The sequence below is a fragment of the Bacillus cereus group sp. Bce041 genome (genome assembly GCF_052646455.1).
Window position 1 is genome coordinate 731,035 of the sequence record NZ_JBQXON010000002.1, and the last position, 12,374, is coordinate 743,408.

Consider the following 12,374-nt stretch of genomic DNA (forward strand, 5'->3'; position numbering starts at 1 on the left):
TCAACCTTTTGAAAAATTCGTTTGCACCTCTTGAATTGGCCAATATCGCAAATCAACTTTACCGACGACTGTATCAGCTTTTACAAAGCCAAAGTGTCTACTATCCCAACTCCCGAGCCGGTTATCACCTACTACAAAAATAAACCCAGGTGGCACCAGTTTTTCTTTCGTTAACTCTTCTAATGTAAAGTCGCCTGTTAGTTGCCTTCCGTTTATCTCTTTCTTATACTTCTCTAAATACGGCTCATCAATAAATTGACCGTTTATATATAACTTATCCTGCTTATATTCAATATGATCTCCAGGTAAACCGATAATCCGCTTTACATAGTCCTCTTTTTTATTCGCATGAAATACCACAACGTCAAATCTGTTCAAGTCCCCAACTTGATAACTCACCTTATTTACAACTAGCATATTGCCATCTTGCAATGTCGGCATCATTGACTTCCCCTCTACAACATACGTTGAAAAGAAAAACGTTCGAAAAAATACAGCTAATAATACACCAATTAAAATTGTTCGTATCCACTCCATGCCTTCTTTTTTCAAAGTTTTCTTCATCTGCTTCTCCCCTTATCCTTTAATACTGAAGCTTTCCTTTACAAAGAAGACTATTCTTAATGTAGTTCTAACTTTACTTCGATTTTCTTACCGACATACCATAAAATAAAAATACCAATCGCTACAATAACTGATTTCACCGGATTATGAATAAATGACATTAAATCATGACCGATATACGTTAAAATAAAAATCATCACAAGTTTTCCGAATGCTAACGCTAGACCAAACTGTTTTACACTAATTCGGGATAAACCAGCGACAACATTTATGAGCGCTGACGGTGTAAACGGAAAACAAAATATAACAAAAATCGGTGCGAATCCTTTCCTTTCAATCCACCCCATTGCTTTTCGTACTCTCTCATGCTTATTTACAAACGAAAAGAAACGACTGCGACCAAAATGGCGGATGATGAAAAAGACAAGTAATGCACCCATTACTGATCCAAGCCATGAATAAAGAAAACCGAGCCAAAAGCCAAATGCAACAGCATTCGCCAGTACAAATACGATAAGCGGTAATGCTGGAATCAACGCCTCTATCATCGGTAAACCAATACCAAGAAGTGGTCCGAACGCTTTATAACTCTCAACAATATGATCCATATTTTCTGGTGAAAAATACTCTTTGATTGTCTGAAAATCCATTCTACACTTTACCCCTTTACTCTAAATACTATCCCTACTGTATCATTGCTTATATGAAAGAGGAAATGGTAGATACGACATATGGAGATGTATTTATTAAAGTTTCCATATCTTTCATAAGAATTCCTTCATTATTTAGCTATGATAATCTATCAATATTCGACAGGACGTGTCATTCGTTTTGTTATTTAGATTGTTTTTTTGATTTTTTCGGTAAATGAAATTACAATGGTGATTTTCTAAATATAACAATTACAACTCGGTTTTTCTAATATATCGCCTTACCTACAAAGACTGATAAAGTGAAACTTTAATCAGTGGGGATTTTGTTGATCCCCCGCTTAACTTCTTTGCTTTCGCTGAATTTTGAGGCGGGGGTCTTACTGCCCACAAATAACAGGATAAACAAAAAAGAATGGGGATTCCCCCATCCTTTCACACTTCGCCTTCCTTCACAAAATACACACTCTCATAAGCGGGTCTTAATGTTGATTCCTCTTTTTTATCAACCTCTTTAAAACAAGGATTCCCTTGTTTTTTCCTACGATCTTCATATTCAGTACGTAATTTCGCTGTACGATTTTGTTGATTTTCAAAACTAGTTTTTGATATCTCTAATTTCACAGCAAAGCCATTTATAAATCTAATAATAAGATTTCCATCTTTTAATTCTTTATTACTTTCAATATAAAAATGAGACAACCAAGCACACTCTTTTCTAGAGTAAGAATAGGTAGGGAAAAAATAAAGTTGATCTGCTGGACTAATCGCAATCGGTGCTTTATGTGTAATATGAGTTAACTCTTTCGTTCCTTCTTTTCTGCCTAAGAAACTAGAGCCATGCTTGCGGCAACTTCTTTCTATAATATCTAGAGGTTTTTGAAATACGAAAAAAGAATCATTCATTTCAACGACTCGCGTAACAATTTTCTTTTCACTTAGAATAACAGGAAGTAAGGCCATCGTATTTTTCGTTACAACATAATTTTCGACATAGCGTTCCACTTTACTTTCCATACTCCATTATCTCCTTTTTTCCATTTATATTAGCAGCTGCATATATAATTTTAGCATCTATGAAAAGGAAATAGCTTACAAGTTCCGCTTTTTTACAATTTTTTATCATTTATCAAACATTTGTTAAATAAAAAAATCACGATATAGTAATGTTTTAATTTTAAAGTTATAAAAACAGCATTTATACTACCTATAAATATTTATTATCCCTTCCTATTTTCACATCATGAAAACAATTAACTTTGCTATAATTAAAATGTAAATCCAATATATGGAGGGCCACTATGGAGGAAAAAGAGATCCAACCATCGATTCAAATGAAAAATAGTAGCGTCATTATCGTGAAAAACTCAGCTAGTATTATATTTGGTTTATTTTTCATTCTGCTATTCTTTGCTAAACCGTTTCGTAAATCAAGATGTCCAGAATGTAAAAAACGTGAGAAGAAAAAATTAGAGCAAGAACAATAAAAGGCCTTCCTTTATGGATTGCCTTTTTACATTTGTAGCATCATTTTATTTATTCTTCTCCCTAAAAAAACAACTATATTTTCTCCCAAGGTTCTCTACATCTTTTTTGATTTGTAATATGATCCTTATATAAAACATGAGAAAGAGTATTACTTGTTACCCGCTTTTAATTTTTATTAAACACTTCAAATTTGTACATCTTTATCCATCACTAACAATTCGTTAATTAGTTAACTTTGTAATATAAGTTTTGTATATAATGTCATTCAAAAACACAATATATATAAGTAGCTATTTATAATTACATTGCTTTTTATCGAATTCCAAAAAGGAGCTGTATACTATGGACAAAGAAAATCTATTAAGCCAGCAGGTTAATAGCATCCCCTCAGATGCTCTGAATACCCCTAGTAAGGAACAAGAACAACTGTTAGAAACATCATCTCAAAACGTACAAAATTCCAACAACAATGCTAACAAAAAAGATGTTACTCAAGGTCTATCTGGAAAAGATTCCCCTATTTCAATAGAGAATACAAATTTATAGTTATTTACTATCATACGCAGCAAATGCTCTTGCTGAACTAATTCTTCTACAGAAACTAATACGCATTCCAGATAATTTTTCACTCGTTGTAACATAGAAAAAGAGATTTAGATATAAAAACAAGCTCTGGGAAAACTTTCTCCACAACCTAAAAAAAGGATGGCATTAGCCATCCTTTTTTCCATCATCAACTATAAAATTATAGTTTGATTACGTTTTTAGCTTGAGGTCCACGGTTACCTTCTTCGATTTCGAAGCTAACTTTTTGGCCTTCTTCTAGAGATTTGAAACCTTCAGTTTCGATTGCAGAGAAGTGTACGAATACATCGTTTTCGCCTGGAACTTCGATGAAACCGAAGCCTTTTTCGTTGTTAAACCATTTTACTTGTCCTGTTACTGCCATGATTATTTCCTCCTAAGAAAATACAAATTTTTAATTTTTTAGTCTTCCTGTCTAAAAAAAGAATCCACACATTATCAAATACGAAACATAAACTAGTTCTCACATACTTTTTCTCGTTCGTTTTCAGCACTTGATAACATATGGATTGCTTAATTTAACTATTCAACTGACATCATCATAGCACATTAAAATAAAATGTACAATCTTTTTCGAAAATAGAATTTCTAATTTTTAGTATTTCTTATAAAATATAATTATCTCTATTCTAAATAAGGAGGAGTTTATGACCAATAAAATTCCTAGAAAAACATTAAAAAGAATTGAAGAGGATATTGAAAATAATAATCTTGGAAAAGCAAGAGATAGATTGCATGGCCTCATCTTTACATACCCAAATGAATTACATCTTCGAAAAAAACTCGGAGATATTTATTATACATTACAATATCCAGAAATGGCTGGACGTTACTGGTATCTAGAGGAGCATAAAGTGAAACTTTAATCAGTGGGGGTTTTGTTTATTCCCCACTGATTATTAGTTGAACCAATCGGGCTTTTCCGGGCAGTTGATCCCTCACCTAACTTCTTCGCTTTCGCTAAATTTTGAGGTGGGGGTCTTACTGCCCGTTAATGCGGGATAAAACAGACATTATGCATGAATCATGTTTATTATTTGAAAAATCAATGGGAAATAGTCCTCATCATATTGCACGTGCTTTAAAGTTTAAAGGCGATTCTAACCATATAAAAGGTTTGTATAAAGATCAACCTTTATCTTCAGTGCAGAAGAAAGTAGCAGAGGAGTTAATTTATGAGTATAAAGAAACATGGCAAGATAAGCTAGTTCCTTTTTGCTGTCTAGCATTGCTTGCTTCCCTTCTCTTTTCTGCCGTTGTTGGTCTATTTACTATTTGGAATTGGATTTTTTAATCACAGGGGGAATTTTCACATGTCAAACTACGCTAAAGAAGAAAGGCTAACAGGGGGAAACGTCTCAAGCGTATATCGTTCTGAAAATACTGTTCGGCGAGAGTTAAAGTCAAATAGTGAAAAGATTCATAAGTTATTGCAACATTTAGAAAATAAAGAATTTCATTATGCTCCAAAGTTTTTAGGTGTAGATGAAAAGGATAGAGAGATTTTATCCTTTATTGAAGGAGAAGCTGGCAATTATCCTTTAAAAGAATATATGCGATCTAATGATGTATTAAAAGAAATCGCAAAGATACTTCGCCTTTACCATGATGCTGTAAGTGATTTTCCGTTATTAGATGATTGGAAACCGATGGATCACACTCCAAATAACATTGAGGTTTTATGTCACAATGATTTTGCCATATATAACATTATTTTTAATAATGAGAAGCCAGTAGGGATTATTGATTTCGATGTTGCTGCTCCTGGTCCAAGACTATGGGATATCGCTTATACACTTTATACTTGTGTGCCTTTAAGTAGAGTGTATTATACAGAATCCGGTGAAGCTGTTCATTATGACTCATCGCAACATGCAGATCGTATTAAAGAGAGAATAAATTTGTTCGTTCAGTCCTATGATAAAAATATGAATGAAGATTACTTAGGAATGGTGTTGCTTCGATTAGAAGGATTATGTACATATATGAAACGAAAAGCGCAAGAAGGCGACTTGAATTTCCAAAGAATGATTGATGAAGGACATCTAGAGCATTATGAGAAAGATATAAAGTTTATTCGTGATCATAAGGCTGAGTGGAGTTGATTTGATTTAGTAATAAAGAAAAGGAAGTATCGTTTTTTGCCGACAACTCACTCTCTCTTTTCGAATCGTTTAGAAAATAACAAGGGGCACCCTTCAAAAAGGTGCCCCTTCCTTTTATTTCGTAAACTGTGCTTCTTCCGTAGATCCTTTTAACGCTGTCGTTGATGAAGTTCCGCCCGTAATCACTTGTGCAACTTCATCAAAGTAACCTGTTCCTACTTCGCGTTGATGACGTGTTGCAGAGTAGCCATGTTTTTCAGCTGCGAATTCTGCTTGTTGTAGTTCAGAGTATGCTGCCATGCCGCGCTCTTTATAGCCACGTGCTAGTTCAAACATACCGTAATTTAATGAATGGAATCCAGCAAGTGTTACGAATTGGAACTTGTAACCGTAAGATGCGATTTCCTTTTGGAAGCTTGCAATTGTTTTTTCATCTAGTTTTTGTTTCCAGTTGAATGAAGGTGAGCAGTTATATGCAAGTAGCTTCCCTGGATGCTCCTTATGAATTGCGTCCGCAAATCGTTTTGCATCTTCTAAATTTGGTTCTGACGTTTCACACCAAACGAGGTCTGCGTACGGTGCATACGCTAAACCGCGCGCAATTGCTTGATCAAGACCTGCATTCGTACGGTAAAACCCTTCTGGTGTTCTTTCTCCTGTAATAAATGCTTTATCAACAGGATCGATATCGCTCGTAATTAAATCAGCTGCATCCGCATCTGTTCTTGCAACGATAATTGTCGGCACTCCCATTACATCTGCTGCAAGGCGTGCAGAAATTAAATTGCGTACTGCTGTTTGCGTTGGTAGTAGTACTTTTCCACCTAAATGGCCACATTTTTTCTCTGAAGATAATTGATCTTCAAAATGCACACCTGATGCACCTGCTTCAATCATACCTTTCATCAGTTCGAATACATTTAATTGCCCACCAAATCCAGCTTCTGCATCTGCTACAATCGGTACGAAATAGTCTGTATCATCGCTTCCTTCCATATGCTGAATTTGATCCGCACGTTGAAGCGTTTGATTAATTCGTTTTACTACAGCAGGTACGCTGTTCGCTGGATATAAACTTTGGTCTGGATACATATGTCCAGAAAGGTTTGCATCAGCTGCTACTTGCCAACCACTTAAGTAAATCGCTTTTAACCCAGCTTTTACTTGTTGCATCGCTTGGTTTCCTGTTAATGCGCCAAGTGCGTTAATATAGTCTTCTGTATGAAGCGATGTCCAAAGCTTCTCAGCACCGCGACGCGCTAAAGTATGTTCAATATCAATTGACCCGCGCAGGCGAATTACATCTTCTGCCGAATATGGACGTGTGATCCCTTTCCAACGCTCATCTAATTCCCAGCTTTCTTGTAACTTCTCGATTCTTTCGTTTTTCATTTGTTCCATCCCCTTTTCATTTTTTATAAAATTTCATAACCCGGTAATGTTAAAAATGGTACGAATTCATCATTTCGAACGAGATCTGTAAACAACGTTGTCGCCTCTTGGAATCTCCCTTTCTTAAAGGCTTCCTTACCAATCTCTCTTTCTATTTTTGCTAATTCTTCTTCTTTTAGCTCTTCCATTAATTCAAGCGTAATATTACGACCATCATTTAGTTTTCCACCTTCATGACGAATCCATTGCCATACTTGTGCTCTTGAAATTTCAGCTGTTGCCGCATCTTCCATTAAGTTATAAATGGGTGCTGCTCCCCGTCCGCTTAACCAAGATGCAATATATTGAATACCTACGCTAATATTCATGCGAAGGCCCTCTTCTGTAATCGTTCCCACCGGTACCTCTAGTAAATCGTTTTCTGTTACACATATTTCTTCACGTTTTCTAAAAATTTGATTTGGTGTTTTCATAATGTGATTAAACACTTCCATTGCAACCGGTACAAGTCCAGGGTGGGCAACCCAAGTCCCGTCATGACCGTCTAAAGCTTCGCGTTCCTTATCAGCACGCACTTTTTCAAAAGCTGCTTCATTTGCTTCTGGATTATTTTTAATCGGAATTTGTGCCGCCATTCCTCCAATTGCTGGTGCATTACGGCGGTGACATGTTTGAATTACTTTCAAAGAATACGAACGCATAAATGGCGCCGTCATCGTGACTTGTGCTCTATCTGGTAGTAAGAATTTATTATGATTACGGAAACTCTTTAAAAAGCTAAAAATATAATCCCATCTTCCGCAATTTAAGCCAGCAGAATGATCTTTTAGCTCATATAAAATTTCATCCATTTCAAACGAAGCGTGAATCGTTTCCAGTAACACAGTTGCTTTAATCGTTCCGTTTGGAATGCCGATATATTTTTGAGCAAATACGAATACATCATTCCATAATCTCGCTTCTAAATAACTTTCCATTTTCGGTAAGTAAAAGTATGGGCCGCTCCCTTTTGCTAAAAGAGCTTTCGCATTATGGAAAAAATACAAGCCGAAATCTACTAAACTACCCGACATATTTTTCCCATCAACTTGCATATGCTTTTCCTCTAAATGCCATCCTCTTGGACGTACAATGAGTACAGCTGTTTTCTCATTTAATCTATATTCTTTCCCTTTATCATTTTCATGTGAAATCGTTCCCTTTACTGCATCTCGTAAATTGATTTGCCCTTCAACTGCGTTTTCCCAAGTTGGTGCATTCGAATCTTCAAAATCCGCCATAAAAAGATGCGCTCCTGAATTTAAAGCGTTAATGACCATCTTTCTATCTACTGGTCCAGTAATCTCTACGCGGCGATCCTCTAAGTCTTTTGGCAGCTTGGCAATTGTCCAATCCGCTTCACGTATGTGTTTTGTTTCTTCTAGAAACTTCGGAAACTCCCCTGCATCAATTCTCTGTTGTTTTTCTACACGTTTTTGTAAAAGTTCTATGCGGCGCTCATTAAAATTCTCATGTAGTTCCTTCAAAAAACTAAGCACCTCAGGTGTCAATATTTCGTTGTACGCTGGTAACATTTCTCCAACGAGTGTAACCCGTGAAGTTTGCGTCGACATATTAGCATCCCCTTCTTAAACTGTTTTATAACAGATTTGATTTCATGTTTTATATTATATAACAAATCTTCAGAAAAGGAAGTTTTTTTTGAAAATTCATTTCATTTTTTTTCAAAACGCCATTCTTTCGTGCTTTATTTCATACAAAAAAGGCCACTGTTATACAACAACGACCTTTTTGTATTATTTTTAAATTTCACTTTGACTAGTTAAACTTTATTACTGCCCTTGTTCCATATCATGCAATATTGCTCTATGTAAAAACTGTGCGTATTGTTCTCTCGTTACCTTCATAGACGGACCGAATTTACCTTCTCCGATTCCCATTGTAATACCATTTGTTTGTACTGCACTAATTGCATTCGTTGCCCATGAATTTGCTGAAACATCATTAAAGTTATGAGATCCCTTTGCCTGTAAGTCAAAAGCATTCGTAAGAACTTGTGCCATTTCCGCACGCGTTAACGTCGCCTTCGGTCTAAAGTTTCCATTCTCGTCTCCCTGGAAAATTCCCATTTCCGTTAAAGCCAATATCTCCTCGATAAAGCTTGTTGAATTTTCATCAATATCTCCATATGGGTTTTCATATTCATCTTGTTCTTCCATATCAAACACACGGTAAATTAAAGCTGCAACTTGCTCACGTGTTACATTATCCCCAAAACCGAATATTCCATCGCCATATCCCAAAATAATTTCTTGTTCCGCTAATTCATGAATTGCCTCATATGCCCAATGTCCTTTTGGTACATCTTTAAATACAATTGTATTTGTTTTTTGCAACGGTGCACTTTCCGCTTTTACACTGTTACTCTCTACTGAGAATAACACCCCACCCATAATTGTTAATGCTGTAGCTGTTTTTAATAATTTTTTGCTCATCAAATTATCTCCCCAATATGTATATGTTTTTTTAAAAATATACAGAATAAATGGTATAGTGACAATATATTTTCCGACACATTTCGTGACGGTTTTGTGAATCATATTACACATCATGTCTTTTTCATCGGGTTGATTATAAAGCTTGTGTATAACCATAAAAATACATAAATGCGAATAATAATTCTTTTTTAAACAAACAAAAAAGCACAAATATTTCTATTTGTGCTTTCATATTTTACTCTACTTCCAATCCTCTTTCAAATGATAATTAATAATCGCATTATTAATAAACTGAGCATATTGTTCTCTAGGTACAGGGCGATTTAATTCATACATGTCATTCCCAGTTCCTCTTACAACATTATTAGATTGTAACGCACTAATTGCATCTTCTGCCCAGTGGCCTTTTGGAATATCTTTAAATGTATGTTTTTGTTTCGTTTCAAAATGAAATGCTCGTTTTAAAATGACAGCCATTTCCGCTCTAGAGATTGGTGCTTTCGGCCTAAAATTCCCTTGGCCATCCCCTGAAAAAACACCACGTTTTGTTAACGCCAAAATTTCCTTTTTAAAAGTTGTTGTACTATCAGAAACATCTTTATATGGATTCGCTACTGGCCCTTCTTCTTTTATCTCAAGTGTTCTGTAAATAGTCCCAGCTACTTGTTCACGTGTTATAAGATCGCCAACACCATACTTCCCGTTTCCATACCCTAATATAATTTTATGATATGCTAAATCCATAATAGCATCATATGCCCAAAATCCGTATGGAACATCTTCAAACACAATCATTTGTGGATACTCTTCCGCTTTTACAGGCGTCACATTCGTCCCTGTAAATATACCTCCTGCCATTGTCGCAATCATCATTACACCCAATATTTTTTTCTTCATTGTCCTCTCTCCCTATTTCATTCAAATAAAATGAACTTCATTGTTTCAGGAGTATTATTTTTTGGTGAATGTAAGATAAAATGTAAATCTTCTAGAAGAAATATTTCCACTACCTTTCTGCTTTATACTTCTTTCTTTTTCAAAAAGGAAGTTGTCACATCTAAGGTGTTATATACTAAAACATTCTACAATCTCTTTATAAACTCCTTTTCACTTTATAACTTCCCTTTATTGGCACCTAAAGGAGATACCTAGTGGAGGCTACTATATTCATGGCTTATATTTCAGAGGTAGCATTCCCCTTCACTGATAACTCGTTTTCGCTGAATTTTGAGGTGGTGGTCTTACTGCCCAGCAAATAACGAGATAAAAAAATCATCCTTTTTTCTTAAAAGAGGATGATTTTTTTATCTTTATTAACACTCAAATATGCTACTACTTTTGAAGAGTAAATTGGGCAACTATTTGTTTTAGTTTTCCTGCTGCGTTATGCATATGTTCAATTGAAATCGAAATCTCTTGAACAGATTTTTCTTGCTGTTGAATAGACTCTTTTACCCTATCAGTTCGGTCAGATGATCTTTGGGAAATTTGAGCCATGTCTTCTGCAGAAGCCGAGATTTCCTCACTACTCGCTGCAATTTCATCTGTAGACATAGATACCGTTTGAATTTGCTCAGATACTTGCTGTACTTTTTCTGTAATTGTTCCAAATACTTTTTCTGTATGCATTACTACTTGTGTACCTGCCTGTACCTCATTATCTACTTTCCCCATCATATGTACCGTATGGTTCGTTGTTCCCATAACTTGAGTAATAAGATTCTCAATTTGTTTTGCAGAATCACTAGATTGTTCTGCTAATTTCCGCACTTCATCTGCCACAATTGCAAATCCTCTACCACTTTCACCAGCACGTGCAGCCTCAATTGCGGCGTTTAATGCTAATAAGTTAATCTGGGAGGTAATACCTTGCATAACATCAATGATTTTAACAATTTCTTCTGATTGTTCTTTCATAGTCTCTACTTGTTTCACACCGCTATGTACCGAATTTTGAATTGTATCCATCTGTTGAATCATTTGTTTCATTAATTTGTTACCATTCTCTGCATCTAATGCTGATTGAGCAGATAATTCATTTACAGAGGATGATGTATTGACTATACTCTGCATTCCTTGTGTCAACTCTTCCAACGCACCCGCAGTTTGTTCCATTGCTTGCATTTGACTTTCTGCACCATTTGCAACTTCTTCAATATCCATAGTGATTTTCTTTGCTGCACTACTAGATACTTCTGATGCAGATACTACTCCGTCTGCATGTTGAAATAAAAGCTGAATATTATTCTCTACTTCTTGCATATTTGTTCTTAGCCCTGCAATCATCTCGTTAAAATTACTTACTAATACACCTAATTCATCTTTAGCAGTATAATCACCATGTACGGTTAAATCTCCTTCTTTCGCTCTTTCCATCATACGACTAACCGTTTGTAAAGGAGCAACTATGAGCTTGCTAATAATATAACTTACTATACATATAACGATTGTAGTAACTACTACAAGAATGATAAAGGTAATAACGGAACGATCAATCATTTTTTGAGAATCTTTAAATACTTGGTCAGCTAAATTTGAAACATACGATTCTAGATCCACTGCATAACCAGCTAACTCTATTCCCTTCGGTTTTAATTCCTTCTGAAATTCATTTACCATTTGTGGCTCATTTGTTGCCTTCGCCTTTTCAAATAATTTTTTATATGTATCTTTATAACTTGGCAAAGATTTCTTCATCTTCTGAAATAGTTCATCCTCTTGCTTACTTAAATTAAAACCATCATCATATTCTTTTAATAAAGAATCATATTTTTTAAGATCCTTTTCAATATTATCAATTATCCCCTCTTTATTTGCCACTTCATTTTGTGATGCCGTAATTAATTCTAGTAAGTTATATTCTAATGAATTTTGTGTACGAAGCATTCCTTCTAATAAAATTGCAGAATATTGATAATCATCTACTACAACCTCTGTATCGTGCTTAATCTTATTAATAGAATTAATTGCTACACTGCTCATAATTACCATACCTAAAACTGCTAATGAAATAAGCGCTAATAATTTATATTTCACTTTTAAATTTTGTAAAAAATACATTTTTCCACCTTTATTCCTTTATATATAGATTT

General features: G+C 35.0%; 12 protein-coding genes and 3 pseudogenes. 5 read left to right on the top strand and 10 right to left on the bottom strand.

The genetic code is table 11. The features are described 5' to 3' along the window. The 3 genes from lepB to ACUN13_RS09765 all read right to left on the bottom strand — a co-directional run bounded on the left by lepB (position 1) and on the right by ACUN13_RS09765 (position 2,231). The gene (lepB, locus tag ACUN13_RS09755; RefSeq protein ID WP_000751919.1) at positions 1-564 is read right to left on the bottom strand and encodes a signal peptidase I; all 564 of its coding nucleotides are present in this window, start codon (positions 562-564) and stop codon (positions 1-3) included. 56 nt (positions 565-620) lie between these two features. Next, on the bottom strand, positions 621-1,214 hold the full coding sequence (locus tag ACUN13_RS09760) for a TVP38/TMEM64 family protein (RefSeq protein WP_000347517.1): 594 nt from the start codon (positions 1,212-1,214) through the stop codon (positions 621-623). Between the two features lie 435 nt (positions 1,215-1,649). After that, the gene (locus ACUN13_RS09765) at positions 1,650-2,231 is read right to left on the bottom strand and encodes a competence protein ComK (protein WP_000444443.1); all 582 of its coding nucleotides are present in this window, start codon (positions 2,229-2,231) and stop codon (positions 1,650-1,652) included. A 284-nt stretch (positions 2,232-2,515) separates the two neighbouring features. Here ACUN13_RS09765 and ACUN13_RS09770 point away from each other — a divergent pair, with 284 nt between their 5' ends. After that, complete coding sequence (locus ACUN13_RS09770) at positions 2,516-2,701, top strand: hypothetical protein (protein WP_075677594.1); 186 nt, start codon at positions 2,516-2,518, stop codon at positions 2,699-2,701. A gap of 343 nt (positions 2,702-3,044) precedes the next feature. Then, positions 3,045-3,248 (top strand): hypothetical protein, encoded by a 204-nt coding sequence (locus tag ACUN13_RS09775; RefSeq protein ID WP_000356912.1) that lies wholly within the window; start codon positions 3,045-3,047, stop codon positions 3,246-3,248. 199 nt (positions 3,249-3,447) lie between these two features. On the opposite strand, the gene cspA is transcribed toward ACUN13_RS09775, so the two are convergent. After that, positions 3,448-3,651: an RNA chaperone/antiterminator CspA gene (gene cspA / locus ACUN13_RS09780; RefSeq protein WP_000301522.1), complete on the bottom strand. Its 204-nt coding sequence runs from the start codon at positions 3,649-3,651 to the stop codon at positions 3,448-3,450. A gap of 283 nt (positions 3,652-3,934) precedes the next feature. Between cspA and ACUN13_RS09785 the strand changes: the two are divergent. The 3 genes and pseudogenes from ACUN13_RS09785 to ACUN13_RS09795 all read left to right on the top strand — a co-directional run. Next, positions 3,935-4,138 (top strand): annotated as a pseudogene (locus ACUN13_RS09785) (DUF6584 family protein); the annotation flags it as partial. 152 nt (positions 4,139-4,290) lie between these two features. Beyond that, positions 4,291-4,581 (top strand): annotated as a pseudogene (locus tag ACUN13_RS09790) (DUF6584 family protein); the annotation flags it as partial. Between the two features lie 19 nt (positions 4,582-4,600). Then, the gene (locus ACUN13_RS09795) at positions 4,601-5,392 is read left to right on the top strand and encodes a phosphotransferase (protein WP_075677598.1); all 792 of its coding nucleotides are present in this window, start codon (positions 4,601-4,603) and stop codon (positions 5,390-5,392) included. Positions 5,393-5,506: 114 nt separating this feature from the next. Here ACUN13_RS09795 and aceA read toward each other — a convergent pair whose 3' ends face one another. From aceA to ACUN13_RS09825, 6 genes and pseudogenes are all read right to left on the bottom strand, one after another. Beyond that, entirely contained in the window at positions 5,507-6,784 is a 1,278-nt protein-coding gene (gene aceA / locus ACUN13_RS09800; RefSeq protein ID WP_000787346.1) for an isocitrate lyase, read from the bottom strand. Between the two features lie 23 nt (positions 6,785-6,807). Continuing rightward, the gene (aceB, locus tag ACUN13_RS09805; protein ID WP_257115923.1) at positions 6,808-8,397 is read right to left on the bottom strand and encodes a malate synthase A; all 1,590 of its coding nucleotides are present in this window, start codon (positions 8,395-8,397) and stop codon (positions 6,808-6,810) included. A 219-nt stretch (positions 8,398-8,616) separates the two neighbouring features. Beyond that, entirely contained in the window at positions 8,617-9,384 is a 768-nt protein-coding gene (locus ACUN13_RS09810; RefSeq protein ID WP_142292929.1) for an S-layer homology domain-containing protein, read from the bottom strand. 138 nt (positions 9,385-9,522) lie between these two features. Continuing rightward, positions 9,523-10,179, bottom strand: a complete 657-nt coding sequence (locus tag ACUN13_RS09815) for an S-layer homology domain-containing protein (protein WP_257115922.1) — start codon at positions 10,177-10,179, stop codon at positions 9,523-9,525. 435 nt (positions 10,180-10,614) lie between these two features. After that, the gene (locus tag ACUN13_RS09820; protein WP_409531657.1) at positions 10,615-11,568 is read right to left on the bottom strand and encodes a methyl-accepting chemotaxis protein; all 954 of its coding nucleotides are present in this window, start codon (positions 11,566-11,568) and stop codon (positions 10,615-10,617) included. Then, positions 11,563-12,342 (bottom strand): annotated as a pseudogene (locus ACUN13_RS09825) (MCP four helix bundle domain-containing protein); the annotation flags it as partial. The pseudogene ACUN13_RS09825 and the gene ACUN13_RS09820, both read right to left, overlap by 6 nt. Positions 12,343-12,374 lie beyond the last annotated feature (32 nt).

Coding starts and splice junctions, on each gene's coding strand:
- lepB (WP_000751919.1), bottom strand. CDS start 564: ATGAAGAAAACTTTGAAAAAAGAAGGCATGGAGTGGATACGAACAATT.
- ACUN13_RS09760 (WP_000347517.1), bottom strand. CDS start 1,214: ATGGATTTTCAGACAATCAAAGAGTATTTTTCACCAGAAAATATGGAT.
- ACUN13_RS09765 (WP_000444443.1), bottom strand. CDS start 2,231: ATGGAAAGTAAAGTGGAACGCTATGTCGAAAATTATGTTGTAACGAAA.
- ACUN13_RS09770 (WP_075677594.1), top strand. CDS start 2,516: ATGGAGGAAAAAGAGATCCAACCATCGATTCAAATGAAAAATAGTAGC.
- ACUN13_RS09775 (WP_000356912.1), top strand. CDS start 3,045: ATGGACAAAGAAAATCTATTAAGCCAGCAGGTTAATAGCATCCCCTCA.
- cspA (WP_000301522.1), bottom strand. CDS start 3,651: ATGGCAGTAACAGGACAAGTAAAATGGTTTAACAACGAAAAAGGCTTC.
- ACUN13_RS09795 (WP_075677598.1), top strand. CDS start 4,601: ATGTCAAACTACGCTAAAGAAGAAAGGCTAACAGGGGGAAACGTCTCA.
- aceA (WP_000787346.1), bottom strand. CDS start 6,784: ATGAAAAACGAAAGAATCGAGAAGTTACAAGAAAGCTGGGAATTAGAT.
- aceB (WP_257115923.1), bottom strand. CDS start 8,397: ATGTCGACGCAAACTTCACGGGTTACACTCGTTGGAGAAATGTTACCA.
- ACUN13_RS09810 (WP_142292929.1), bottom strand. CDS start 9,384: ATGATTCACAAAACCGTCACGAAATGTGTCGGAAAATATATTGTCACT.
- ACUN13_RS09815 (WP_257115922.1), bottom strand. CDS start 10,179: ATGAAGAAAAAAATATTGGGTGTAATGATGATTGCGACAATGGCAGGA.
- ACUN13_RS09820 (WP_409531657.1), bottom strand. CDS start 11,568: ATGATTGCAGGGCTAAGAACAAATATGCAAGAAGTAGAGAATAATATT.